The organism is Burkholderia pyrrocinia, from assembly GCF_001028665.1.
GTDB classification, from domain to species: domain Bacteria; phylum Pseudomonadota; class Gammaproteobacteria; order Burkholderiales; family Burkholderiaceae; genus Burkholderia; species Burkholderia pyrrocinia.
In genome coordinates this window covers 1804411-1828735 of sequence record NZ_CP011504.1, presented here as the reverse complement: position 1 = coordinate 1828735, position 24325 = coordinate 1804411, and the positions used below count along the sequence as shown (strand labels likewise).

Here is a 24325-nt window from a genome sequence, read left to right as displayed (position 1 = left end):
GCCGGGCCGGCTCGTCAGCCAGTGGCAAAACATATCACTGCGGTTTCTTTCATATATTGGACATATACATGACGGTACGCAAGAATTCAGGCATTCCGTCGCACATCGAGTGCACCCATGTCCTCCGCTTCGATTTCCCGATCCACGCCCGGCACGCAGAACGCCGCATCCGATGCGCTGCCTGCCGGCGTGTCCCCGCGCTCGGCCGCGTACAAGCGCATCGCGCTGGCACTTTTCCTCGCCGGCTTTTCCACCTTCTCGCTGCTGTACTGCGTCCAGCCGCTGCTTCCCGCGTTCGCACGGGAGTTCGGGCTGGGCGCGGCATCGAGTTCGCTGTCGCTGTCGTTGTCGACCGGGATGCTGGCGGTGTCCATCTTGTGCGCCGGCGCACTGTCCGAACGCGTCGGGCGACGCGGGCTGATGTTCGCGTCGATGACGCTGGCCGCGCTGTTCAACGTGTTCGCCGCGCTGTCGCCGAACTGGAACCTGCTGCTGGTCTGGCGTGCGCTCGAAGGGTTCGCGCTGGGCGGCGTCCCGGCGGTCGCGATGGCCTATCTCGCGGAAGAAATCGCGTCCGACGGGCTCGGTTTCTCGATGGGGCTCTATGTCGGCGGGACCGCGTTCGGCGGCATGATCGGACGGATCGGCATGAGCGCGCTGGAAGAACACTTCTCGTGGCGGACGGCAATGCTGACGATCGGCGTCGTCGATCTCGTCGCGGCGGTCGCCTTCGTGATGCTGCTGCCGCAATCGCGGCGCTTCGTGAAGCGCACCGATCTGACGCTGCGCCACCATGTTCGGCTGTGGAACGCGCAACTGCATCACGCCCGGCTCCCGTTCGTGTTCGCGATCGGCTTCCTGGTGATGGGCGCGTTCGTGACGATCTACAACTACGCGGGGTTCCGGCTCACGGCGACCCCTTTCAACCTGAGCTCGACCGAGTGCGGCCTGATCTTCGGCGCCTACCTGTTCGGGATGGTGTCTTCATCGAGCGCCGGCGCGCTCGCCGACCGTCTCGGACGCGCACCGGTGCTGGTCAGCGGCATTCTCGTATTCGCGGCGGGCCTCGCGCTGACGCTGTCGCATTCGCTCGCCGCGATCGTCGTCGGCATCGTGCTCGTCACGATCGGCTTCTTCGTCGCCCATGCGGTCGCGAGCGGCTGGGTCGGTTACCTCGCGGGATCCGCGAAGGGGCACGCCGCATCGCTGTACCTGCTTGCGTACTATCTCGGATCGAGCGTGCTCGGTTCGGTCGGCGGGTCGTTCTGGCAGCATGGCGCGTGGGCGAGCGTCGCCGCGTATGTCGCGGTGCTGCTCGCCGTTGCGCTACTCGCTGCACGTCGATTGGCCCGCGCGTAACGGGCGCGGCGGGCGCCCCGCGCTTTCCGGTCAGTCGCCGCCTGCTGCAGGCGTCGCCGACTCCGATCCGGTCAATTAATATCAGGAAACCGAACAACATCTGCCAGGCATGCAGGTGAAGATCCGGGTGCGCGATGCGGCAGTGGATGCGCATGGCCGCGCGCCTGCACAAACCATCGTCGATGGTCGGCTGATTCGAAGCCACGGCGATCACGCGCGTCGTCCGCACCGCCGCGCGTCGCCCATCACAACAACGGCAGCGTCAGCCGGATATGCTCGGCGAACACCGCCGTCAGATGCGACGGCCGTTTCCGGTCGAACCTCAGCGTAATGCCCACGGCCGGCAACGGCGGCAACCGCGGATCGCCGTTGACGATCGCCAGGTCGGCCGGCACGGCCGTCTGCGTCATCACCGCGAACGCCTGCCCCGAGCGCACCAGCGCGATCAGCCCCGCGAGACTGCTGCTCGCATACGCGACGCGGTAAGCGCGGCCGGCGCGATCCAGCGCTTCGCAAGCCGCGATGTGATCGAGCGTATCGCGATCGGAAAGCGCGAGCGGCAACGGATCGAAATGCGCGGGTTCAAGCCCCGGATAGCCGATCCAGACCAGTTGCTCGCGGCGAATGATGTCATCGCTCGCCCCGTCGTCCGGCAATGAAATCATCGCGAGATCGACCGCGCGTTTCTCGAGCTGTTCGAGCAGCCGCGGCGTCGGCCCGCATACGATTTCGACGATCGCCTGCGGATGCTGGCTCGAAAACTGCCGCAGCAGCGACGGCAGAAACACCTCCGCGTAATCGTCCGGGCACCCGAACCGGATGGTCCCCGACAGCCCCGTGCCGCACAGGTCGGCCATCGCCTCGTCGTGCAGCCGCAGGATGCGCTGCGCATGCACGAGCAGCCGCTCGCCCGGGTGCGTCAGCACCACGCCGCGGCCGGTGCGCTGGAACAGCGGCTGGTCGACGATATCCTCGAGCCGCTTCATCTGCTGGCTGAGCGCGGACTGCGTCCGGCCGACGCGCGCAGCCGCGCGGCTGAGCGCGCGCACCTCGGCGATCACGACGAACGAACGCAGCAGGTCGATTTCGAGCGAGCGTCCCAAGGTATTAGCTCCTTTTCTACCTTGCATAAGAACTATTCGTTTCCATCAAACCAGACGCGCGCCTAGACTGCAAGCGATCCCTGCCCCTTTTGCCCGGAGAACCCCGATGTCCCTGAACGACGACGAAACCTTCTGGCGCAACGCCAGGCAGCATCTGGTCCGCTACGGCGGCACGTTCGAGCCGATGATCATCGAGCGCGCGAAAGGCAGCTTCGTCTACGACGCTGACGGCCGCGCGATCCTCGATTTCACGTCAGGGCAGATGAGCGCGGTGCTCGGCCACAGCCATCCGGAGATCGCCACCGTCATCGGCGAATACGCGGGCAAGCTCGACCACCTGTTCAGCGGGATGCTGTCGCGGCCGGTCGTCGACCTCGCGACGCGCCTCGCCGACATCACGCCCGACGGGCTCGACCGCGCGCTGCTGCTCAGCACCGGCGCGGAATCGAACGAAGCGGCGATCCGGATGGCGAAGCTCGTCACCGGCAAGTACGAGATCGTCGGCTTCGCGCAGTCGTGGCACGGGATGACTGGCGCGGCCGCATCGGCCACGTACAGCGCGGGCCGCAAGGGTGTCGGCCCGGCTGCCGTCGGCTCGTTCGCGATTCCGGCGCCGTTCACGTACCGGCCGCGCTTCGAGCGCAACGGCGCCTACGACTATCTCGCCGAACTCGACTACGCGTTCGACCTGATCGATCGCCAGTCGAGCGGCAACCTCGCGGCGTTCATCGCGGAGCCGATCCTCAGTTCGGGCGGGATCATCGAACTGCCGGAAGGCTATATGGCGGCGCTCAAGCGCAAGTGCGAGGAACGCGGGATGCTGCTGATCCTCGACGAGGCGCAGACGGGTGTCGGGCGCACCGGCACGATGTTCGCGTGCCAGCACGACGGCGTGACGCCCGACATCCTGACGCTGTCGAAAACGCTCGGCGCCGGGCTGCCACTCGCGGCCATGGTGACGTCCGCGGCGATCGAGGAACGCGCGCACGAGCTCGGTTACCTGTTCTACACGACGCACGTGTCGGACCCGCTGCCGGCGGCTGTCGGCCTGCGCGTGCTGGACGTCGTGCAGCGCGACGGGCTCGTCGCACGCGCGAATGTGATGGGCGACCGGCTCAGGCGCGGCCTGCTCGACCTGATGGAACGGTTCGACTGCATCGGCGACGTGCGAGGGCGCGGGCTGCTGCTCGGTGTCGAGATCGTCAAGGATCGCCGGACGAAAGAGCCGGCGGACGGGCTCGGCGCGAAGATCACGCGCGAGTGCATGAACCTCGGGCTCAGCATGAACATCGTGCAGTTGCCGGGCATGGGCGGCGTGTTCCGGATCGCGCCGCCGCTGACTGTCAGCGAGGAAGAGATCGATCTCGGCTTGTCGCTGCTCGGACAGGCGATCGAACGCGCGGTGTAACGGCGCGGCCCTTGCCCGGGGCCGCACGATCCGCCGTGCCGGCGCGTCACCGCATGCGGGGCACCCGCCGCTCAGGTGCCCGTCGACGTGTACTTGCGCACCCCGAACCGCCACGCCGCGAAGCACGCGCCCAGGAACACGAACGCGACCGCCGGCGCGAGCGGCAGGAACCAGCGCGGCGCGCCGAGCGGATCGGGCTTGCCGAGGATCGCCAGCACCGGGAAATACGCGACGCACGCGATCGGCACGACGAATATCAGGAAATGACGGAGCCAGTCCGCGTACAGGCTGATCGGGAATTGCGCGGCCTGCACGCCGCCGTACGTGACGACATTGACGACTTCCAGGCTTTCGACCGTCCAGAACGCGAGCGTCGCCTGCAACACCATCAACCCGAAGAACAGCGCGACGCCGCCGGCGATCGTCCATAGGGCAAGCGCGATCGACGCGGTGCTCCAGTCGAAGTGGAGCGCACGCGTCGCGACGGTCAGCACGACGATCCCCTGGAGCAGGCGTCCGATCACCCGCAGCCGGAAGTCATGGCCGATCAGTTGCAGCGTGGCCGTGCGCGGGCGCAGCAGCACGCGGTCGAAGTCGCCGGTCCGGATGAATTCGCTGCCGAACACGTCGAATCCGCGGCTGATGAAATCCGCGATCGCGAAGCTGATGCTGACCATCCCGAAGAACATGCAGATGTCGCCGAACCGCCAGCCCTGCACGTCGCCGAACCGGTCGAACAGCGCCCAGATGCCGGCCAGTTCGATGATGGTGGTCAGGAAGGTGCCGGCGCCGAGCATCAGGCTCGAGGCCGGATACTGGAGCTGTGCCCGGATCGACGTCGCGAAGTAGCGTGCCAGCAGGCGGATGGTATTCATCGGTTCAGCCTCCCTGCAGGTGGAGCCGCGTCATCACGCGGCGCATCGCCATCCGCCCCAGCGCGACGAACGCGACGATCCAGAACGCCTGCAGCGCCAGTCCGGCCCACGCGCCGCCGCCGCTCAGCGTGCCGATGTAGATCCGTGACGGGATGTCGAGCATGCCGGCAAACGGCTGAGCGATCAGCAGCGGCTGAAGCCGGTCCGGGAACAGGCCGAGCGGCAGCAGGTTGCCCGAGAACAGGATCACGAAAGCCGGCGCGAGCGTGTTGATCCCGCGGTCGGTCAGCGTCGCGGCGACGCACACGTTGAGCAACATCACGAACGCGGCGCCGAGCCCGATCATCAGCAGCACGGACACGACGAACAGCACCGCCCGCAGCGCATCCGCCGGCGGCTGCCACGCCCATTCGCCGAAACCGGCGAGCGGCAGCACGATCGCCGCCGCGACGAACATCAGCACCACACGCGGCAACGCGCGCGCGCTCATCCACGCCAGCGCCCGCACGAACCACCACGCGTACGTATCGACCGGACGCAACCGGTCGTAGCTGACGGCGCCGGTCCGCACCGCCGCCGCGACGTCGGGGTCGCCGCCCCACGGCTGCAGCGCGAACAGCGCCTGCGCGATCCACGTGTAGGTCGTCACCTGCTCGAGCGTCATCGGCGTGTGCGCATGCGTCGCGTGACGATAGAAGGCCGCATAGATCATGACCTTGAGCGCCCCCCACCAGCATTGGGTCGTGAAGCCCGCGAGGGCTGCCGCGCGATACCGGAGCAGCGTCTTGAAGCGTGCCGAAAAGGCCGCGGCGTACGGGCGCAGGAAGTCCATCGGCTTATGCCTCCGCCGCGCCGTGCAAATGATAGAAGCGCGCGATGACCTCCTCGATCGCCGGCTGCTCGACGCGAATGTCCTCGACCGCATGTTCGGCCGCGATGCGCGCGACGAGCGCGGGCGCGCCGATGACGCGCGGATCGAACGCGAGTTCGGCCGTCCGCCCGTCGCGCCGCAGCAACTGCGTGCCATCGATGTCGAGCGCGGGAGCGTCCCCGGCGAAATCGACCAGGATGCGGCGATCGGACAGCACGCCGGCGCGCAGCGCATCGAACGGCTGATCGGCCAGCACCCGGCCGTGCCCGATGACGATCACGCGTTCCGCGAGCGCCTCGATGTCGTGCATGTCGTGGGTCGTCAGCAGCACGGTCACGCCGCGCTCGCGGTTCAGCGTCTTCACGAACTCGCGCACCGCGAGCTTCGACGGCGCGTCGAGGCCGATGGTCGGCTCGTCGAGGAACAGGATCGGCGGCGCATGCAGCAGCGCCGCGGCGATCTCGGCGCGCATCCGCTGCCCCAGCGACAACTGGCGCACCGGCTGATCAAGCAGGCGTTCGAGCCGCAGCATCGCGACCAGCTCGTCGCGCGTGCGGCGATACGCGCCGGAATCGACGCGATAGATGTCGCGCAGCAGGTCGAAGCCGTCGCCGACGGGCAAATCCCACCAGAGCTGGCTGCGCTGCCCGAATACCGCGCCGATGCGCGCGACGTGCGCGATGCGGTCGTCGAACGGCACGCGACCGTCGATGATCACCTTGCCGGACGTCGGCCGCAGGATGCCGGACAGGATCTTGATGGTGGTCGACTTGCCGGCCCCGTTGGGTCCGATGAAACCGAGCAGCTCGCCGTGCCGCAGGCTGAAGCTGACGTCCTTCAGCGCTTCGACCTCGCGCCAGCGGCGGCGCAACAGGCCGAGCATGCCGGGCTGCCGCTCCGCGATGCGGTAGGTCTTGGCCAATCCTTCGACGACGATCTGGGACATGCCATCCTCGCTGTAGCGTTCGGATTCGCCCGCCTCCGACGGACAGACGGCGTCGGCGCGGAACGAAAAGCGCGCGATCTTATCACGCAGCGGTGCGAAGGATGGCAGGGGATGCGACTCGCCGGTCAGCGATGGACGAGCTTGCCGAACGAATCGCGTGCGTGGAAACGCCGGACGCCCCCAGCGCGCCGGCCGGGCCGTATTCGACGGGATCGCTTGCCGCGCGAACGCCGGACGAACGGCCCGCCCCTGCCACCGGCATCACGCGAACTGCGTACACTACCGGTCACGCAACGACGACGTGCAAGGCACCCGATGACGACTGCGACGAAAGACATCGGCACGACCGACCACTGGCTCGTCGCGCGCCGCGATCAGGAAACCGGCATCGAAAGCCTGCACGCGCATTTCAACGGCCATGCCTACGACGCGCACGATCACGACGACATGCTGGTCGGCTTCACCGAACAGGGCGTGCAGCAATTCCAGTGCCACCGGTCGCTGCATACGAGCGTGCCCGGCCGCGCGATCCTGATCGAGCCGGGCGCGATGCACGACGGCCATGCGCCCGAAGCGGGCGGCTTCACCTACGGGATGCTGTACCTGCCGCAAGCATGGGTCGAGCGCGCGGCGCGCCGGCTGGATCTGCCAGGCCTGGGCGGCGTCGAGGCCGCTTTCGACCACACGCTCGTCGACGACCGCGGCCTCGTCGATGCCATCCGGCAAGCGTTTCTCGCGATCCACGGCAACGAGGGCCGTCTCGCGCGCGACCAGACGCTCGACCGCCTGCTGACGCGGCTCGGCGGCGAGCTGCGCGGCCCGCTCGCGCTGGAAAGCGGTGTCGTGCCGCCCGCGATCGTGCGCGTTCGCGATCTGCTGCATGCACAGATGGACGGCAACCTCGGGCTCGACGAGCTGGCCAGCGTCGCCGGGATCGACCGGTTCCGGCTGACGCGGCTGTTCCAGCGCGCGTTCGGCGCGTCGCCGCACGCGTATCTGGTGCGCTTGCGGCTGCGCGCCGCGCGACGATTGCTGGCGGCCGGCCGCACGCCCGCGCAGGCGGCCGCGGACGTCGGCTTCGCCGACCAGAGCCATCTGGGCCGCTGGTTCCGCCGCGCTTACCGGATCACGCCTGCTGCCTACCGGCAAATGTGCACAAACGTTCCAGACTGATCGCACGCGACATCCGATCATGAGTGCTTCAACGAGGAGCAAGCATGTTCGATACGAAAGTGGCACTGATCGTGCGCGACGATCTCGCGGCGTGGCAGAAACTCAATGTCGTCGCGTTTCTCGCGACGGGCGTCGCAGCGGGCGCGCCCCAAGCGCTCGGCGAGCCTTATGAGGATGCGGCCGGCAATCGCTACGGCAGGATGTTCGGCCAGCCGATGCTGGTGTTCGCGGCCGATTTGAATGGATTGCAGGGCGCGCACCGGCAGGCGCTGTCGCGCGAACTCACGATCGTGCCCTACGTGCGCGCGATGTTTTCGACCGGGCACGACGCGGCCAACCGCGAGGTGTTTCGCGCCGAGGATGCGGAGAATCTGGATCTGGTCGGGCTGGCGTTGCACGGACCGAAGAAGGCCGTGGACAAGGCAGTGAAAGGGCTGGCGTTGCATGCGTGAACGCCGGTTCGAACGCGACGCTTCAGGTCAGCGATGCGCCAGCACGTTGACGAGCTTGCCGAACGGATCGCGTACATAGAAACGCCTGACACCCCACGGCTCGTCGGCCGGGCCGTATTCGACGGGAATGCCCGCTGAACGAACACGCGAGAGCGCTTCGTCGAGATCGTCGACCTCGATCGACAGGCCGGGCGTCGGCGTGCCCGATCCGCCTTGCGATGCGAAGCTGATCTGCACATCCATCTGTTCGGCATTGCCGTACGTCGCGATCCAGCCGTGATCCATCAGCAGGTCGAGACCGAAGATCTGCTGATAGAAACGCTTCGCGTCATCGACCGACTGCGTGTCGATATTGGCGACGATTCGTTTGACCTTCATCGGTTGTCTCCGCGAGTCGTGTCACGAGAATTGCCCGAGGTCGCAGTCGAAACCCAGGCACGATGGCGCTTCAGAACCGCCGTAGCTATTGCGCTTCCAGCAACTCGCGTTTGTTCGTCGTCAACCACGTCTTCACGTCGATCATGAGCGCCGTCGCACTGGCAAAACACTCATTTACCGCGGACGCTTGAACCACGTCCCCGGAGTAATCCGACAGATTGCGCTGCTTGCGCAGCGCGTCGAGCACGATCATGCGATCGACCGGCAGGCCGATCGTCTGCGGAAGCGTCTGGATCGCTGTCTGGTGATGTCCCGGGCGGCTCGTCATCGTGCGAAAGCCATTCGCGTGCAACGCCAGCATCGCAAGTTGCATGATCGCCTTATAGGCCGCGTCAAAGCGGTTTTCGTTGCTCAATCCCTCGAGTTGCGCATCCGCCAGATTTCGCGCAGCAGCAGCCAGCAGCCGCGTCGCTTGTTCCCGGTCCGGCTGGACCGCGTCGAGGCTAACGCCGAGTAAGTTCTGCAAGGTCATCGTCGCTACCGATCAAGAAGATCTTGGGTTTTCCAAGCACGTCCCGCAAGAATGCGTCTTGCCGGTCGACACCGGCACGAAACTCGTCGGGCGACAGTACTTGGGGATTGATATCCCGCCCCAATGTCGCTTGAGCATCGTAAAGCATTCCTACCACCGCAGCGAACCCGACCGAACCGATCACCATCACGTCGACATCGCTGTCCGCCGTCTCCTGGCCGCGCGCGACCGAGCCGAACACGAACGCCACGGCGATTTGCTCGGCGCAAGGCAGCAGTGCTTCAGCCAGCACGTCACCCATGCCCGAGGTCTTTCGCATGATCGAAGCCAGCTCCTCATAGATCGGACAGCTTCGATTGGCGCGATAAACAACCTGATTTCCCTGTCGATCCCGGCTCAAGATACCGGCTTCGGCCAGTTTGCTCAGTTCCTTATGCAGGGTACCGGGGGTTGTGCCCGTCAAACGGGCAATTTCGCGAACGTGTAACGCCTGATCAGGCCGCAACAGGAGCAGGCCCAGCACACGGCGCCGGTAGTCGCTAAATAGGGTCGAGGCAATAGATCGTAGCATGATTGGCTACGATTGTAGCCGAATTGGCTACGAGATATCGTCCCGACGAATGCTCTTGTCAGTCCGGATCGGCAAGTTAAATGCAGCCGATTCGGCTACGATCGAAGCTGGATCGGCTACACATTTCCTGCAAACCTGTGTTCCAAAGCGTCACAAGAAGAAGACGCCAATCAGATCAGCAGCGCCGCCGGCCCATTGCAGGCCGGCGGCTTCCCTCATCAACCGCCGAGGTACGCCTGCTTGATCCGGTCGTTCGCGAGCAGGTTCTCGCCCGTATCGGCGAGCACCACGCGCCCCGTTTCAAGCACATACCCACGATCGGCCACGCCCAGCGCCTTGTTCGCGTTCTGCTCGACGAGGAACACCGTGACGCCTTCGTCGCGAATCGTCCGGATGATGTCGAAAATCTGCGCGATCACGAGCGGCGCGAGGCCGAGCGTCGGTTCGTCGAGCAGCAGCAGACGCGGCTTGCTCATCAGCGCGCGACCGATCGCCAGCATCTGCTGCTCGCCGCCCGACATCGTGCCGGCCCGCTGCGTCGCACGCTCCTTCAAGCGCGGAAACAGCTTGAACACATGCTCGATCCCGTCGTCGATCTCGTGACGGCTCGCGAAGAACCCGCCCATCTTCAGGTTCTCGAGCACCGTCAGGCTCGGAAACACGCGCCGCCCTTCCGGCGAAATCGCCATCCCCTGCCGCATGATCTGGTGCGTCGACATCGCGGTGATGTCCTTGCCCTCGAACAGCACGCGGCCCGACGAGGCGCGCGGCGTGCCGCACACGGTCATCATCAGCGTCGTCTTGCCGGCGCCGTTGCTGCCGATCAGCGTGACGATCTCGCCCTTGTTCACCTCGATCGACACGCCCGCGAGCGCCTCGACCGCGCCGTAGTGCGTATGGACCTGTTCCAGCTTCAGCATCACTCTTCCCCCAGATACGCCTTGATCACGCGCGGGTCGTTGCGGACCGCTTCCGGCGTGCCGATCACGATCGGCCGGCCGTGCTCCATCACGAGGATGCGGTCCGACACGCCCATCACGAGGCTCATGTCGTGTTCGATCAGCAGCACCGACACGCCGAACTCGCGGCGCAGCTTGTCGATCAGGTGCTGCAGCTCGATCTTTTCCTGCGGGTTGAGGCCGGCCGCCGGCTCGTCGAGCATCAAGAGACGCGGCTCGGTGATCATGCAGCGCGCGATCTCCAGACGCCGCTGGTGCCCGTACGACAGCGTGCCGGCTTGCCGGTTGGCGACCGACTTCAGCCCCATCCGTTCGAGCCACACGGCCGCGCGTTCGAGCGCTTCCTTCTCGGCGCGACGATACGCGGGCGTCGAGAACAGGCCGGGCAGCAGCCCCGCCTTCACCTTGCGATGCTGCGCGACGAGCAGGTTCTCGACGACCGTCAGCGACTTGAACAGGCGGATGTTCTGGAACGTGCGCACCAGCCCCTTCACCGCGATCTTGTGGCTCGGCAGCCCCGCGATCGGGTGCCCGTCGAGCACGACGTCGCCGCCGGTCGGCTTGTAGAAGCCGCCGACGCAGTTGAACACTGTGGTCTTGCCCGCGCCGTTCGGCCCGATGATCGCGAACACCTCGTCGCGGCGCACGTCGAAATCGATGCCGTCCACCGCGAGCAACCCGCCGAAGCGCATCTGCAGCCCGGCGACCTTCAACAGTTCTGCATTCGCGCTCATTGCGGCAGCTCCACGTGGGGACGGCTCGCGGGCAGCAGGCCCTGCGGACGCCACATCATCATCAACACCATCACGAGACCGAAGATCAGCATCCGGTACTCGGCGAAGCCGCGCGCGACTTCCGGCAGAACGGTCAGCAGGATCGCCGCGAGAATCACGCCGAGCTGCGAGCCCATCCCGCCGAGCACGACGATCGCGAGGATCAGCGCCGATTCGATGAAGGTGAACGATTCAGGATTCACGAGGCCCTGACGCGCCGCGAAGAACGCACCGCCGATACCGGCGAACGACGCGCCGAGCGTGAATGCCGACAGCTTGATGCGCGTCGGGTTGAGACCCAGCGAACGGCACGCGATCTCGTCGTCGCGCAGCGCTTCCCACGCACGGCCCATCGGCATGCGGATCAGCCGGCTCGTGACGAACAGCGTGAAGCCGACCAGCAGCAGCGCGATCAGGTACAGGAAGATCACCATGTGCTCGCCGCTGTATTCCAGCCCGATCAGCTCATGGAAGGTCTTCGCGCCTTCGACGCTCGCCGAGCGCGCCATCTCGAAGCCGAACACCGTCGGCTTCGCGATGCCCGAGATGCCGTCCGGGCCGCCGGTGAGGCTCGTCAGGTTGTTCGCGAGCAGGCGGATGATTTCGCCGAAGCCGAGCGTGACGATCGCGAGATAGTCGCCGCGCAGCCGCAGCACCGGAAAGCCGAGCAGGAAGCCGAACGTCGCCGCCGCGATCGCGGCAAGCGGCAGGCACTCCCAGAACGACAGCCCGAAGTACTGGTTCAGCATCGCGTACGTATAGCCGCCGACCGCGTAGAACCCGACATAACCGAGATCGAGCAGCCCCGCGAAACCGACCACGATGTTCAGCCCGAGGCCAAGGATCACGTAGATCAGCGCGAGCGTCGCGACGTCAACCGCGCCACGCGAGCCGAAGAACGGCCACACGAGCCCGACCGCGAGCAGCACCCACACGACCACGCGCTGCTGCTGCGCGCCCATCGCGGGCATCGCCGGCAGCTTCACCGCCGATTTCGCGCGCACGAGCCACGGCTTGAACAACTGGAACAGGAACACGGCCGCGACCGCGATCCACACCGGCCGCCAGTGCGGCGTGAGCACGACCTGGTAGCCGTCGAGCTTCAGCTGCAGCCCGAGCACCGGGATCGTGAGGATCGCCGTCAGGAGCGCGGCGGCCATGGCATTTTTCAGCGCCTGGCCGAACGAAGCGTCGGCGGCCGGGCGGCGAACGGAAATGACTGTACTCATCTGCGTCTCCCTCAGACCTTTTCGATGTCCGACTTGCCGAGCAGGCCGGTCGGGCGGAAGAGCAGGATCAGCACGAGCAGGCCGAACGCGACGACGTCCTTGTACTCGGCCGGCATGTAGCCTGCGGCGAAGGTTTCTGCGAGGCCCAGCAGCACGCCGCCGAGCATCGCGCCCGGGATGCTGCCGATCCCGCCGAGCACCGCGGCGGTGAACGCCTTGATGCCCGCGACGAAGCCGATATACGGATTCAGCTTGCCGATCGTCAGCCCGATCAGCACGCCGCCGACGGCCGCCAGCATCGCGCCGAGCACGAACGTGAACGAGATCACGCGGTTCGTGTCGATGCCGAGCAGGTTCGCCATCTTCATGTCCTCGGCACACGCGCGGCATGCACGGCCCATCCGCGAATGCGAGATGAACAGCGTGAGCGCGATCATCAGCAAGATCGTCACGCAGACGATCAGCAGACGCGCATACGGAATCGTCACGTCGAAGTCGCCGCCGAGATGGATCTCGAACGCGCCGGAGATCAGCACCGGCACCGACACGTCGCGTGCGCCCTGGCCGATCTGCACGTAGTTCTGCAGGAAGATCGACATGCCGATCGCGGAGATCAGCGGCACGAGGCGCGGGCCGCCGCGCAGCGGCCGATACGCGACGCGCTCGACCGCGAAGCCGTACAGGCCCGTGACGATCACCGACACGATCAGTGCGGCGCCGAGCACGAGCGGCAGCGGATAGCCGGCGGAGATGCCGATGGCGGTCAGGGTCACGAGGCCCACGTACGCGCCGATCATGTAGATCTCGCCGTGAGCGAAGTTGATCATGCCGATGATGCCGTAGACCATCGAATAGCCGATGGCGATCAGCGCATAGATCGCACCCAGCGTCAGGCCGTTGACCAGCTGCTGGGCGAATTGCGGAAAGAAGTCAGTCATGTGCGGGAAGCTCCCGTTGGCGCCGCGTCGCGTGCCGCAGCCGGATCACGGCTGCGGCCGCGCGCAACGCACGGTGTCGTCTCGGGCCGCCCGTTGGCCGCGGAACGGCCAAATGCGCACGCGCTCCGCCCGGGTGACGGGCAGAGCGGGTGCGCGGGGCGGGTACTCCGTATTACTTGGCGGCGGTCTTCGTCGCGTCCTTGTGCCACGTGTACACGACGAACTTGAACGCCTTCAGGTCGCCCTGCGCGTCATACGACACCTTGCCGATCGGCGTGTCGAACGTCGTCTTGTGCATGTACGCGGCGACCTTGGTCGGATCGGTCGTCTTCGCGCCGGCGATCGCGTCGGCGATGATCTTCACCGCTGCGTACGACGGCATCTGGAACGGGCCGTTCGGGTCGCGCTTCTTGTCCGCGAACGCCTTCACGAGCGCCGCGTTGGCCGGGTCGGCCGAGAAGTCGGCCGGCAGCGTGACGAGCATGCCTTCCGAAGCCGGGCCGGCGATCGCCGTCACGTCCTTGTTGCCCACGCCTTCAGGGCCCATGAACGTGGCCTTCACGCCCTGCTCGCGCGCCTGGCGCATCAGCAGGCCCATTTCCGGGTGGTAGCCGCCGAAGTAGACGAAATCGACGCCTTGCGACTTCAGCTTCGTGATGATCGCCGAGTAGTCCGAATCGCCGGCGTTGATGCCTTCGAACAGCACGACCGGGATCTTCGCGGCTTCGAGGTCCTTCTTCACCGACGACGCAATGCCCTGGCCGTACGACTGCTTGTCGTGCAGGACCGCGACCTTCTTCGGCTTCACGTTGTTGATGATGAAGTGCGCGGCGGCCGGGCCTTGCTGGTCGTCACGGCCGATCGTGCGGAAGATGAAGTGGCGCTTCTTGCCTTCGGTCAGCTGCGGCGCGGTGGCCGACGGCGTGACCATCACGATGCCTTCGTTCTCGTAGATGTCCGATGCGGGGATCGTCGAACCCGAGCACACGTGGCCGATCACGTACTTGATCTTCTGGCTGACGATCTTGTTCGCGACGGCGACGGCCTGCTTCGGTTCGCATGCGTCGTCCATCAGCACGACTTCGAACTTGTTGCCGCCCGCACCGCCTGCCGCGTTGATCTGCTCGATCGCGGTCAGCGCGCCGGCCTTCACCATGTCGCCGTATTGGGCGACCGAGCCGCTCATCGGACCAGCGATGGCGATCTTCACGGTTTCCGCTTGCGCGGCAGCGGCGCCCGCGGCGAACAGCACGGCGGCGACGGAAATGGACGTAAGACGGGACAGCGTCATCTGGGAGCTCCTCGATGTTGTTTAGTCATACGGGCAAAGGCGGCATGACTTGCGCAATCGAACAGCACCCGGGGCGAGGACATGGGACACGCCCGAGACACATAGAAGACGGAACTCCGGCGGAATGTTGCGTAGCGGGGCCCGGCTCTTGCAGTCCCCGAAGGGGACGTCTGGTTCGGAAAGACATCATCGTGATGCGTCTTGCATTGCGCAAGCGTTTCGCCTGCCCCGCTTGCCAAACCGCTTGATCGGAGGGATGGTCCGACAGCCGTTGGCAAGGCAGTCGAAATTATATGGGCGTTTTTAAATTGTCTGTCAAAAATGCCGATCGACCGAGGGAAAACACGTAGGGATCGGGTGGCGACCGGAGGGCAACCAGGTGGAGGCGAGAACGTTTGCTTTCGGTGCAATCGGGTTGCGCTGGAGGGTGTCGGGTTGGGTGACCGCCTTGCTGGGTATTGGGTTTGGCGATCCTGGATCGTGTGTGGAGCGTGTTTGGTCTGTTAAGGGCCCGATCGTTGAAAATCAATCAGATGATGATTTGAAGGGGAAGCACCAACACGGTGCGCTCGGCGTGGGTGGGAAATCCTTCTGTTTGCCGACAGATTTGGTCACTTAGAAAGCTCGTTGATATTTGTGTGAAATAATACGAATTCGCCTCTGCAATCCAGCCAGCCTTCCTGCGAGTCGCGCCCGCCGCGCTTCGCCGTCGCCTCAGGGCCGCTTCGACGCCCGTCCGTCGTTCAGTCTCGCCAGCCAGTGATCTGCCGTTTTTGCTCAATGCACATCACCTGATTGGGACCGCTGATGAATCATCCTTTTCGCTTGTCTTCCGCCGCCGCGTTTGCGTGTGCGCTTTCTGTTTCTGCAGCTGATGCTTCCGGTCGCGATACGCTGGTCGATCGGTCGGCCGGTGCCAATGTGTTTCGTTCGGAGCGGCGTGCTGCTGTTCGCGATGACGGGCATACGGCACGTATGAGCCGTCGCCGCGTGCAGTACGCTGCGCCCGTGGAGCGTAGCCCGTTCGATACGCCGGATACGCGGCCGTTGCGTGTGACGGGCGATACGCTTGCGGCACCGCCGCATTCGTCGGAGCACGAACCCGATTTGGTATTGCCCGCGAATCGCGTCGCGCTCGGCGCAGGCGGCAGCGATAGTCTTGGTCGCGCGTTGCCTGGATATGAACAGCGCGAGCAGAACTGGAACGAGTACCTGCGAGATAACGGCTCGCGGCCGGCTGGTGGTGGTGGCTCGTATGCGCCGATGCGGCCGTACGACGCCGCACGCGGTCCGCATGGCACGCCGAATCCGTACGATCCGTCGGTGTCGCAGCCGGAGACGCGCACGTTCTATGACAACGGCGCGGGCACGCATTGCACGGCTACCGGCGGTGCGAGGACGTCGCGGTCGTCTTGCAATATCGCTTGGTGATGCATTGGGGCGGCTGGTAGCAGCAGCCCTACCCGGCGCGCTGCGCGACGTCGCGCAGCGCGACCGCATCTCGCGGCGTTGCCTTTTACAACTGCGTGATGATCAGCCTGCCAGGCTCAATATCGATTCGCGCCTTTCGGCCCGGGACAAAACACGCATCGCTGATCAGCCACATTCCACCAATCTTCATGTACGGGTAGAACTTCTCCGGCTTGAGGTCGGTTTTCGGCGTACCCCACATTTCCTGGATCGTTACGAAACGTTCCGTCTTCGGTGGTCGTGCTTTATGATTCGGCTTAGCCATGGACAACTCCACTGTAGTTGGCTGTGGTTAGCGGGTCGTGAGTGTTGGTAGCACTTGCGGCCCGCGCTCGTTTACTTCCGCGTTTTGATGGTTTGGATTCCTCCTTTGTTGGTGGGTCAGTGGGATCGGGGGCTCGACGTGTGGATCAGGACGTGCGACGTATCCATCCACGCGCGCGATCATCATCGCGCTGAACATTGCCTATTAGACAATGTTCGTCGCTTGGGCACACGTTAGCCGTTCGTTATAGGCACACAATGACGTCAATGCTCACGGCCATTGCGGGAGCTGATGGCGAACGTCGATCTGCCACAGTGAGCGATTGATCTGAACTTGACGATTCGAAACAGTTCGATTGGATCAGACGAACTGTATGAGTTCGTCTCGATGCGGATACGACTTCCGCTCAATCTTTGTTGTTGTGCGGGGGCACCGGAAATTGCTTGCAGGTGATGTCTGGTTTTCAGCATCTCGCTTAGCCTGCTATCGACCCGGAATGGTCTTTCAATTTGCTCCAAAGGCACTACTCCGGTCAGGACTTTCGGATCACGTTGAATCGCCGACAATGCGTTGAGGTGCGAATTGGCCACTCAACCAAGGGACCGCTGCTCCCAAGAATGCCGTCACGGCGAGAACGAAGTCCAGCCGGCATTCTCCTTGTCCGTAAACGTACCTTTCGTTTGGTCGTTTCTGAAGTAGCTCGATGTAGTGACGCTCCACGGGGAGCAAGTCAGGGATCAAGGTACGCACCTCGTTGACGGCCTTTCCCAATAGCTTTACGGCATCCGGACTAATGGCCGCTTTATGGTCGTGAGCGAGACGATTACGGATTGCGTTGACCTGTTTCGCAACGCGTGCGAATACGATGGGCAAGCCCAAGGCGACGGCGATGGACAACTTGCCACCGAAATCACGCGGCTGCTTTACAAACTCGGCAATCCCTCCTTTTCGGGTCACGCCAAGATAAAAATCCAGTAGCTGTTCGACCTGAAGGTGCAACCGCAAAATACATCCAATATCATCCTCAGTCTCAGCGGCGAGAACAATGATATCGGGATCAAGAAGTGTTCCTATGTCGAAGTCAACTTTGATCGGCTTGTCATTCATTCTTACTTCGTCCAGCATTATTTTAGTGGTTTCAATGGCGGCTTACTTCCGTTGTTTGGCCCCAGCAGTACAGGATTTCGTGAAGACAACCACCCCACGTTTTTCGCTCGCCGCGCGCCTTCGGGTGATATTCACGATTCCTTGAATTGTGATCCACTGAGGCAACCAGTAACAGCAGACCACACTTACCCCGCAACCATTTTCCGGGAGTCACTTTACGCCCAGTCGCTATTGCCTCGTCCGGCCCGCACCTCTGAGGTCAATCGTTTGTGCGTGCGTTTCTAGAACTCACGATTCATGAGCTGCTAAGATTGAACAACCACTCGTGATATTTCACCTTATCACCATCAGCCAACGTTCCTGCAACTAGCTCACGAGAAAAATTCTTCTGTGCGTTCATCTCACGATCCACCGGATTCGCAACATGCCCGGGAATCATCTCAAAACTCTCCAAGTAGTCGATCCGGTTTATCAAAACCTCGGCACATGCAACCAGTCTCTCAACTTTATGTTCAGCGCACCATTTTGCTAAAAACGATAGACCTGCCAGAAAATCTGTCGCTCCCTGTGCCGCAGCTTCATCGTCCATTTCGATGCCATCAGGATCCCAATCAACCTGCTCTAGATCTCTTAATGGATTGGAGTTTTCTTTCCCATTCCAAACTTGATCTAAGTAATCACCCACTCGCTCATTGATTTGCGCACCAGTACTTCCTGTCTGCTTGGCAAGAAACCCGAATATAGATTTGTCATGCGCAAGTCCAATACAACACCACACCCCAAATCGAGCAATGATCTCGAGCTTACCTGTGGCGAGGATCGATTCGAGATATTTATTATGCAACTCAATGTTTGGAGCACAGGGTGTTGGTCTATTCATTTTAAAACTGAAGATCTACTTTAACGGCGTGAGGTGTATTCTCTAGCAGATCCTCTGGCATGAGGCGGTTAACGAAATCCTGCAAGGAGTTGGTGATTTTCGTTAGACCATCGCCACTTGGCGGCAAGCCCGGTCCAACCTCGCTTTCATGGTCCCAGAACTCGACCGATTGAGAACCGTCCGACGGGTGGATCCTCAAACAAATCTGGTTACCTCCCGGCGCCTCTCCTATTGGAATCCAATCTGCCGGGATGCGTCCCTTATACGTCTCAAACATCTGGAGAATCGACAAGCCATACTTGCTCTCCAGCCCGTAGAGGATCTCCAAAGAATCGGTGCGATCTTCAGCGGCCCAAGGCGACGGCTCATCAGCTTGAAATTTGATGGATGAATGGAACTCAATATCTCCACCGAAATGCATCAACAGATTCCTGTAATCGTCCGGAAGTCGGCCAGCCTCGGCCTCTAGGTCAGTCAACATTTGCACTTTCGCCCTTGGTGGCCGATCGATCGGGGTGGCTCCAAGTTGTGAAAGTTTGTCAATCATCACTTCACCCTTCCTTCCAATTCCCGTACCCTTCGCGGACGATCTCAAAGAAATTCTTGAATGCGGAGCCCAGCTAGTGACACGTACTACCCTTACTCCAAAAAGTCATCGTTCTTCAGATAGTGAATTGCTGCGTTCGCAAAGTCCTCTGTCGTCGGGTCTTTAAGGTTCTTCGCGCGCAGGTCCAGAACGGCTAGAAATGTCGGCACTTCCAGCCACGACGCAAGATGATCTTCACCGTAAAACTCGTCGTCCTCATCTTCAGGAATTTGGAACGTTGCGATCATCAATGCATCGGCAGAATTCTTGTTGAATCCCTTTTCGACAAATATCCAACCCACCTTCGGCAAATTCTGTCTTTCCAAAATAAGTGCTTTCAACCCATTTACTAATTTCATATTTCTCTCCTTTCGAAAATTCTTATCGGCATTCGGTACCGCCGCCCCATTTATTTCTCCCGCCCTTTCCGTCTGGATGGTAGACCTTGTGATAACTCTGATGGTCAGCAAAGTCCACTAACTTCAACGAGCCAGGCGAGTCACCATGATGCCACGTCATTCCTGGCGGCGATGTTCCTCTGAACCGTCCAGTCCTCGTTGGACTCACGTGTTCAAGGACACCCGGATATTTAGTCTGTAACGTTCGCCGGAACTCAGCATCCACTTGAGCTCGCTGATACACCCCTTCGTTCGCGATCCGGAAGTGTTCCGGGTCGGACAGCTTGAACTCTTCGCGATTTAACGTATGTTCGTGGAATACGTGGTATTTGCCGAGATCACGCGTTCCCTCTCCCTTATACAGCCCAAAGGGGTCGATCCAAACAATCGGGTTGGGAGCGTACGCATAGAGATTATCTCCGCCCGCCAATCGTATTGGATCGTGGCTGATGAACCTTCCGATGTCCGGATCGTAGAACCGGAACGTGTTGTAGTGCAGTCCGGTCTCGCGGTCCAGATACTGTCCCTGGAAGCGCAGGTTCTGCGGCCGCGGAATGCTCGTCGATGTTGGCGCAGCTACCTGCACTTCGCCCCAAGACGGCGTCGGCCTCTGCGGCGCCGGCGCGATCCACTCCTCCTGCACCGCGTTGCCCCATACCTTATAGCGGGCCTGCCAGACCAACTCACCATCGCCGTTGGTCAATTCCTCCGGCAACCCTGACACGTCGTTATGGAAATAGTAGACAACGTCCCGCGCATCGGCGTCGTTCGCCGCCGGCGCCCCCTGGTCAATACGTGCGAGTGGCACGTAGCTGTCCGGTTCGTACAGATAGGTCAGCGCCTCTTCGCCACTCCGGTCATGGTACGTCTCCTGCACCAGCCGCATGCCATCCCACAGGAAATCCGTACTCGCGTAGCCACCATTGAGCTTTCGGATCCGCCGGCCAAACGCATCGTATTCAAAATGCGTGGTCGAAACCCCAAGACGATCCTTGGTCACGACGGTCTTCAGTTGATGCCAGTCGTCGTATTCGAGGTTCAACTCTTTGGCGGGCCCGTGTCCGCTCAGCTTGCGAACAAGGCGCCCATATGCGTCGTATTCAAAGCGCTTGTCTTCGAACATCCTGAGCCGGTTGTGCTCCACATAGCCACCCGGATGATCGCTCGACACAAGGTTCGCAGCCGCATCCCAGCGGAATACCTCAGACGGCAACCCCGGTCCCATCGAATGCTCGATGTGCCCGGTCGAATCGTAGCGATAGCTGGTCGTGCCGTAGCGCTGGTCTCGCTTTTGGGTCACATCGCCGGCTGCATCGTACTGCCACTGCTTGGCGAGCAGCGCCTCCGTTGCCGAGCCGCGCTGCGCAGCAACTCGCGCACGGCGTCCGACGGCGTCATGTCCGAATTGGCTGGTCAGTCTGCCCTGTGTGCGCAGCACTTCTCGATGCAGATCGTCCCGTTCGATGTCTGTGATCGCCGCGCCATCGACACGGATCTGGTGCACATGTCCCGAACCGTAATGCAGCCAGTCGATTGTCCGTTCGCCCGAGATCGTCGTACTAACTCGGTTGCCAAGCTCGTCGTAAGTGTGCACGAGCCAGCCGGTCGGTGTGTACTCCTCGAGCACCTCACCGCGCGCGTCGTACTTCAGGTTGACCCGATTCTTCAGCGACGGGCCGCGGGCCGTGAGTGCGTACAGTTCACCGGACGCAATACGGCTCGCCTTGTCATACAGGTATTCGCAGCGTTCGCGCGCGGATGCCTTTGCCGCCAGCCGCCCGAGCGCGTCGCGCTCATAGCTAGTCTGGAGTTTTCCCTCTCTAAGCCCGATGCCCAGTCCACGAGCATCGTACTCATACGAGCGGACGCTACCGTCCAGCCCAACCTCTTCGCTCAGAAGATCACGTCGGTCGTAACGGAAGCGATAAGACTCACGGTTCTCATTGGTCAAACTCGCGAGCCGGAACGCATCGTCGTAGCCGAACCGCACGACCCGATCAGCCGCGTCAGTTCGCGACAGCAGCAGTCCACGCGCATTGATCTCATAGCGTGTGCTGCGGTTATTCGGGTCTACAACTTCGACGAGACGCCCGGCCGCATCGTAACGGAACGTCTGCCGGGCACCGTCGGCCATCCCGATCCCCGTAACACGCCCCATCGCATCCGCTTCATACACGGTGGACTGGCCAGCCGCATCGGTCACACGCGCGAGCCCACCACGTGCATCATATGCAAACCGCGTGATCTTGCCGGAGCAATCGGTGTACGAGGTCAGTTGCGCACGGCCATTCCATTCCAGGAACTTGTAACCGCCGCGCGCATCGCGAATCGTATGCACCAACCCACGTTCGTCCCGGTGATACTCAGTCGCGAAGCCCGCCGGATCGCGCGTCATCGTCAGGTTCCCGCGATCGTCGTAGCGGTAGATCCAGCGCGAGTTGGTCGGATCGGTTTCCGCGACAGGCAAGTCGTAGTACCCATTCCATTCGGTGCGCTCAACCTGACCGAGTGCGTCGATGCGCTGGGTCTGGCGCCCGCGCTCGTCATATTCAAAGCGGGTGGTGTTCCCAGCCGGATCGGTCGTGCTGACCAACTGCCGCTTCGCGTTCCACTCTAACCACCACACATGGCCTTCGGCATCCGTATGGCTTGTCGGCTGCTGATCCTCGTTCCACGTCCACTGCGTAACACGGCCGATCTGGTCGGTGATCACCACCACACGCTGCGCAAGGTCCGTATTGAACGTGTACGCCTCACCATCGTCGGTCCAGTGGCGCACGACCCGCGCGTCACGGCCGACACCCTCCCACGCATAGAAGCACTGCAAGCCACCGCGCAACGTATGCTGGACCATCAGTCCGCGCTCGTACGCGAAGCGTCGCGCAGTATGGCCACTGCGATCAGTAACGGCCACCAACTCGCCAGCATCGTTGTACGCATAACGCACCAGCGTGTCGGGTTGCTCACCGTCCACACCACGAGTCAGCTCAATCGTGGCAATGCGTCGCGGCTGCGATTTATCGTAGACCAGCGTCAGCATGCGGCCGGCGCTGTCATGCAGCCGAGCCGGCCGCACAACCTCATCGGCCGCCTCTTGCTCCACCTCGATCCAGTTACCGTTGCGATCCTCGAGACGCCACAGCTTGAGCGTCTCGTTGTCCGCATCGCTACGCGCACGGCCGAAATCGCGATACAAACCATCGACCGTCTCAACCACGTAATGGCCGCCGGCCGTACAGATCAGGTAAATGCCTTCGGGCACGCTGAAATGGCTCTCACCCGGCGGCACGGCCGGGAACACGATGTCGCGCCCCTGCTCGTCCCAATACGTGATCGACGTGATCTCGCCATGCTCACGCGCAAGCCGCAGTTCAACGCTGATCGGCACGCTCCAGCCCGGCCCGAACAGGCTGTCTGCACGATCATCGTGACTGCTGTAAAAACGTCGCCACACGATCGGTAGTGGCCCGGGCAATGCGAAATCGGTATCGTCCGTGCCGTCGAGAATCTTGCCGCCGGTAATGACGTTGACCGGATGGCCCGCAGACGGCCTCGCCAAACTACCGAGCCACGTACCGAAGGCACCGGCCGCAAAATTGATCGCGAGGCAAGGCAGCTTGCCTTTCAGAAACTGCCCCCAGCTCATCTTCCCGCGGCCACAAACCGCCAGCGCAATACCAAGCGCCGCCCCCAGCCATCCGAGCCGGGAAGCCGACTTCACGTCCCGCACCCGCTGCGTACCACCGCCGATGAAAACGTTATCGGAACCTTCAGCAATCGTCCCGTCACATGTCGTCTTGTCCCCAACGCGCGCAGCCGGATGATCGTTGATATAAACGCTCCCCGACCCATCGGCGATCATCTGAGGCCCAGGATGATCCGTACAAGCGACGGTATCGAGATCGCCCGGCTTCGCCGCCCGCGCCGCCGGCTTGTTGTTGACGTAAACGTTCCCCGACCCGCTCGCGATCTTGCCTTTGATCTCGGGCGGCACGATCGAATTGGCCAGTGCTTTCGCGCCGTCGTCGATGGCCTCGTTCATCCCGCTCGCTTCCATCAGCGCGCCCGAGCCGACCGCCACCCCCACACCGATCGCAATCACGAGCGGCGTCGCCAACCCTGCCGTGCCGATCTCGAGCGCAGCGAGGCCGACGAACACCAGCCCCTCCATCGCCTCCGCCACCAATGCACCGACGATGGCACCGCCGACCACCGACCCGACCGTGCCGACAAGCTCACCCAGGAACGACGTGTGCTGGATCGGATCTTCGAAGCGCGCGGCCGCGAAGTTTTCCGCGCTCACGACGCGTCACCCGGTCCGAGCAGGGTCGGTCGAGCCGCGCGCGGCTGGAAACTGGCGAGCATCCGGTCGGCGATCGCCTGCTGCTCTTCGGTCAGCGGTGCCGCGCTGGTCAGCGTCATCACCAGCACGCGGCCAGCGTCGTCCGACGGGAACATGGTCTGCAGTTGATGCCAGAGCCGGCCATCCCGCTCGTGCGTGGAATCGATCTGGATGCCCGAGCGGCCCGCCACCGTCACAGGCCGGCGCGCCTTCTCGGTGAGCATCTTGGCATCGCGCGACGCCACTTCCCATTCGCGCGCGACAAACGCATCGATATCCTCCCCGTCGCGCAGCCGCCCACGGGCGATCACGAGGTTGAGGCCGCCGGGGCCGGCGTGCATCACGAGGATGTTGACGGTGCGGTCGAGCGCCGCGTCCGGCAGTTCGAAGGTGCCTTCGTGGATTGCGTAGTGCATGGC

At 63.0% G+C, this 24325-nt stretch carries 24 protein-coding genes; 5 read left to right on the top strand and 19 right to left on the bottom strand.

Annotated elements, in window-relative coordinates; genetic code table 11:
- Positions 1-117 precede the first annotated feature (117 nt).
- Positions 118-1359, top strand: a complete 1242-nt coding sequence (locus tag ABD05_RS24345; protein ID WP_047902591.1) for an MFS transporter — start codon at positions 118-120, stop codon at positions 1357-1359.
- A 245-nt stretch (positions 1360-1604) separates the two neighbouring features.
- On the opposite strand, the gene ABD05_RS24340 is transcribed toward ABD05_RS24345, so the two are convergent.
- Positions 1605-2489 (bottom strand): LysR family transcriptional regulator, encoded by an 885-nt coding sequence (locus ABD05_RS24340; RefSeq protein WP_047902590.1) that lies wholly within the window; start codon positions 2487-2489, stop codon positions 1605-1607.
- 79 nt (positions 2490-2568) lie between these two features.
- Here ABD05_RS24340 and ABD05_RS24335 point away from each other — a divergent pair, with 79 nt between their 5' ends.
- Positions 2569-3870, top strand: coding sequence for an aspartate aminotransferase family protein (locus tag ABD05_RS24335; protein WP_047902589.1), 1302 nt, complete (start codon positions 2569-2571; stop codon positions 3868-3870).
- A gap of 71 nt (positions 3871-3941) precedes the next feature.
- Here the strand turns inward: ABD05_RS24335 and ABD05_RS24330 are convergent, their stop codons facing one another.
- Genes ABD05_RS24330 through ABD05_RS24320 form a run of 3 tightly spaced genes read right to left on the bottom strand, consistent with a single transcriptional unit; the run spans position 3942 to position 6562 of the window.
- The gene (locus ABD05_RS24330; RefSeq protein WP_047902588.1) at positions 3942-4745 is read right to left on the bottom strand and encodes an ABC transporter permease; all 804 of its coding nucleotides are present in this window, start codon (positions 4743-4745) and stop codon (positions 3942-3944) included.
- A 4-nt stretch (positions 4746-4749) separates the two neighbouring features.
- Positions 4750-5577 carry an ABC transporter permease gene (locus tag ABD05_RS24325; RefSeq protein ID WP_047902587.1) on the bottom strand — a complete coding sequence of 276 codons (828 nt, stop codon included), beginning with the start codon at positions 5575-5577 and terminating at the stop codon, positions 4750-4752.
- Between the two features lie 4 nt (positions 5578-5581).
- Positions 5582-6562, bottom strand: a complete 981-nt coding sequence (locus tag ABD05_RS24320; RefSeq protein WP_047902586.1) for an ABC transporter ATP-binding protein — start codon at positions 6560-6562, stop codon at positions 5582-5584.
- Positions 6563-6877: 315 nt separating this feature from the next.
- Here ABD05_RS24320 and ABD05_RS24315 point away from each other — a divergent pair, with 315 nt between their 5' ends.
- A complete protein-coding gene (locus tag ABD05_RS24315; RefSeq protein WP_047902585.1) occupies positions 6878-7735 on the top strand; it encodes an AraC family transcriptional regulator in 858 nt (285 codons plus the stop codon).
- Between the two features lie 44 nt (positions 7736-7779).
- The gene (locus ABD05_RS24310) at positions 7780-8187 is read left to right on the top strand and encodes a DUF2000 domain-containing protein (RefSeq protein WP_047902584.1); all 408 of its coding nucleotides are present in this window, start codon (positions 7780-7782) and stop codon (positions 8185-8187) included.
- A 27-nt stretch (positions 8188-8214) separates the two neighbouring features.
- On the opposite strand, the gene ABD05_RS24305 is transcribed toward ABD05_RS24310, so the two are convergent.
- From ABD05_RS24305 to ABD05_RS24270, 8 genes are all read right to left on the bottom strand, one after another.
- The gene (locus ABD05_RS24305; RefSeq protein WP_047902583.1) at positions 8215-8565 is read right to left on the bottom strand and encodes a VOC family protein; all 351 of its coding nucleotides are present in this window, start codon (positions 8563-8565) and stop codon (positions 8215-8217) included.
- A gap of 85 nt (positions 8566-8650) precedes the next feature.
- Positions 8651-9097 carry a hypothetical protein gene (locus ABD05_RS24300; RefSeq protein ID WP_047902582.1) on the bottom strand — a complete coding sequence of 149 codons (447 nt, stop codon included), beginning with the start codon at positions 9095-9097 and terminating at the stop codon, positions 8651-8653.
- Positions 9069-9668 (bottom strand): nucleotidyltransferase domain-containing protein, encoded by a 600-nt coding sequence (locus ABD05_RS24295; RefSeq protein WP_034180684.1) that lies wholly within the window; start codon positions 9666-9668, stop codon positions 9069-9071. The genes ABD05_RS24300 and ABD05_RS24295 overlap by 29 nt, the downstream gene beginning before the upstream one ends.
- 218 nt (positions 9669-9886) lie before the next feature.
- A complete protein-coding gene (locus ABD05_RS24290) occupies positions 9887-10588 on the bottom strand; it encodes an ABC transporter ATP-binding protein (RefSeq protein ID WP_047902581.1) in 702 nt (233 codons plus the stop codon).
- Positions 10588-11361, bottom strand: a complete 774-nt coding sequence (gene livG, locus ABD05_RS24285; RefSeq protein WP_047902580.1) for a high-affinity branched-chain amino acid ABC transporter ATP-binding protein LivG — start codon at positions 11359-11361, stop codon at positions 10588-10590. The genes ABD05_RS24290 and livG overlap by 1 nt, the downstream gene beginning before the upstream one ends.
- Positions 11358-12629, bottom strand: coding sequence for a high-affinity branched-chain amino acid ABC transporter permease LivM (locus ABD05_RS24280; RefSeq protein WP_047902579.1), 1272 nt, complete (start codon positions 12627-12629; stop codon positions 11358-11360). The genes livG and ABD05_RS24280 overlap by 4 nt, the downstream gene beginning before the upstream one ends.
- Positions 12630-12640: 11 nt before the next feature.
- A complete protein-coding gene (gene livH, locus ABD05_RS24275; RefSeq protein WP_047902578.1) occupies positions 12641-13567 on the bottom strand; it encodes a high-affinity branched-chain amino acid ABC transporter permease LivH in 927 nt (308 codons plus the stop codon).
- 172 nt (positions 13568-13739) lie between these two features.
- Positions 13740-14858, bottom strand: a complete 1119-nt coding sequence (locus tag ABD05_RS24270; protein ID WP_047902577.1) for a branched-chain amino acid ABC transporter substrate-binding protein — start codon at positions 14856-14858, stop codon at positions 13740-13742.
- Between the two features lie 807 nt (positions 14859-15665).
- Here ABD05_RS24270 and ABD05_RS24265 point away from each other — a divergent pair.
- Complete coding sequence (locus ABD05_RS24265; protein WP_047902576.1) at positions 15666-16289, top strand: hypothetical protein; 624 nt, start codon at positions 15666-15668, stop codon at positions 16287-16289.
- 85 nt (positions 16290-16374) lie between these two features.
- Here ABD05_RS24265 and ABD05_RS24260 read toward each other — a convergent pair whose 3' ends face one another.
- From ABD05_RS24260 to ABD05_RS24235, 7 genes are all read right to left on the bottom strand, one after another.
- Positions 16375-16593, bottom strand: coding sequence for a SymE family type I addiction module toxin (locus tag ABD05_RS24260; RefSeq protein WP_065501341.1), 219 nt, complete (start codon positions 16591-16593; stop codon positions 16375-16377).
- 546 nt (positions 16594-17139) lie between these two features.
- Positions 17140-17700 carry a hypothetical protein gene (locus ABD05_RS24255; RefSeq protein WP_047903770.1) on the bottom strand — a complete coding sequence of 187 codons (561 nt, stop codon included), beginning with the start codon at positions 17698-17700 and terminating at the stop codon, positions 17140-17142.
- A 295-nt stretch (positions 17701-17995) separates the two neighbouring features.
- Complete coding sequence (locus ABD05_RS37895; protein WP_148669135.1) at positions 17996-18580, bottom strand: hypothetical protein; 585 nt, start codon at positions 18578-18580, stop codon at positions 17996-17998.
- 1 nt (position 18581) lies between these two features.
- On the bottom strand, positions 18582-19127 hold the full coding sequence (locus ABD05_RS35345; protein ID WP_082146208.1) for an SMI1/KNR4 family protein: 546 nt from the start codon (positions 19125-19127) through the stop codon (positions 18582-18584).
- Between the two features lie 92 nt (positions 19128-19219).
- A complete protein-coding gene (locus tag ABD05_RS24245; RefSeq protein ID WP_047902574.1) occupies positions 19220-19525 on the bottom strand; it encodes a hypothetical protein in 306 nt (101 codons plus the stop codon).
- Positions 19526-19547: 22 nt separating this feature from the next.
- Positions 19548-23867, bottom strand: a complete 4320-nt coding sequence (locus ABD05_RS35340; RefSeq protein ID WP_082146207.1) for an RHS repeat-associated core domain-containing protein — start codon at positions 23865-23867, stop codon at positions 19548-19550.
- A complete protein-coding gene (locus tag ABD05_RS24235; RefSeq protein ID WP_047902573.1) occupies positions 23864-24322 on the bottom strand; it encodes a DcrB-related protein in 459 nt (152 codons plus the stop codon). Before ABD05_RS24235 ends, ABD05_RS35340 begins: the two co-directional genes overlap by 4 nt.
- Between the last annotated feature and the right edge of the window lie 3 nt (positions 24323-24325).

Coding starts and splice junctions, on each gene's coding strand:
- ABD05_RS24345 (WP_047902591.1), top strand. CDS start 118: ATGTCCTCCGCTTCGATTTCCCGATCCACGCCCGGCACGCAGAACGCC.
- ABD05_RS24340 (WP_047902590.1), bottom strand. CDS start 2,489: ATGCAAGGTAGAAAAGGAGCTAATACCTTGGGACGCTCGCTCGAAATC.
- ABD05_RS24335 (WP_047902589.1), top strand. CDS start 2,569: ATGTCCCTGAACGACGACGAAACCTTCTGGCGCAACGCCAGGCAGCAT.
- ABD05_RS24330 (WP_047902588.1), bottom strand. CDS start 4,745: ATGAATACCATCCGCCTGCTGGCACGCTACTTCGCGACGTCGATCCGG.
- ABD05_RS24325 (WP_047902587.1), bottom strand. CDS start 5,577: ATGGACTTCCTGCGCCCGTACGCCGCGGCCTTTTCGGCACGCTTCAAG.
- ABD05_RS24320 (WP_047902586.1), bottom strand. CDS start 6,562: ATGTCCCAGATCGTCGTCGAAGGATTGGCCAAGACCTACCGCATCGCG.
- ABD05_RS24315 (WP_047902585.1), top strand. CDS start 6,878: ATGACGACTGCGACGAAAGACATCGGCACGACCGACCACTGGCTCGTC.
- ABD05_RS24310 (WP_047902584.1), top strand. CDS start 7,780: ATGTTCGATACGAAAGTGGCACTGATCGTGCGCGACGATCTCGCGGCG.
- ABD05_RS24305 (WP_047902583.1), bottom strand. CDS start 8,565: ATGAAGGTCAAACGAATCGTCGCCAATATCGACACGCAGTCGGTCGAT.
- ABD05_RS24300 (WP_047902582.1), bottom strand. CDS start 9,097: ATGACCTTGCAGAACTTACTCGGCGTTAGCCTCGACGCGGTCCAGCCG.
- ABD05_RS24295 (WP_034180684.1), bottom strand. CDS start 9,668: ATGCTACGATCTATTGCCTCGACCCTATTTAGCGACTACCGGCGCCGT.
- ABD05_RS24290 (WP_047902581.1), bottom strand. CDS start 10,588: ATGCTGAAGCTGGAACAGGTCCATACGCACTACGGCGCGGTCGAGGCG.
- livG (WP_047902580.1), bottom strand. CDS start 11,361: ATGAGCGCGAATGCAGAACTGTTGAAGGTCGCCGGGCTGCAGATGCGC.
- ABD05_RS24280 (WP_047902579.1), bottom strand. CDS start 12,629: ATGAGTACAGTCATTTCCGTTCGCCGCCCGGCCGCCGACGCTTCGTTC.
- livH (WP_047902578.1), bottom strand. CDS start 13,567: ATGACTGACTTCTTTCCGCAATTCGCCCAGCAGCTGGTCAACGGCCTG.
- ABD05_RS24270 (WP_047902577.1), bottom strand. CDS start 14,858: ATGACGCTGTCCCGTCTTACGTCCATTTCCGTCGCCGCCGTGCTGTTC.
- ABD05_RS24265 (WP_047902576.1), top strand. CDS start 15,666: ATGAATCATCCTTTTCGCTTGTCTTCCGCCGCCGCGTTTGCGTGTGCG.
- ABD05_RS24260 (WP_065501341.1), bottom strand. CDS start 16,593: ATGGCTAAGCCGAATCATAAAGCACGACCACCGAAGACGGAACGTTTC.
- ABD05_RS24255 (WP_047903770.1), bottom strand. CDS start 17,700: ATGAATGACAAGCCGATCAAAGTTGACTTCGACATAGGAACACTTCTT.
- ABD05_RS37895 (WP_148669135.1), bottom strand. CDS start 18,580: ATGAATAGACCAACACCCTGTGCTCCAAACATTGAGTTGCATAATAAA.
- ABD05_RS35345 (WP_082146208.1), bottom strand. CDS start 19,127: ATGATTGACAAACTTTCACAACTTGGAGCCACCCCGATCGATCGGCCA.
- ABD05_RS24245 (WP_047902574.1), bottom strand. CDS start 19,525: ATGAAATTAGTAAATGGGTTGAAAGCACTTATTTTGGAAAGACAGAAT.
- ABD05_RS24235 (WP_047902573.1), bottom strand. CDS start 24,322: ATGCACTACGCAATCCACGAAGGCACCTTCGAACTGCCGGACGCGGCG.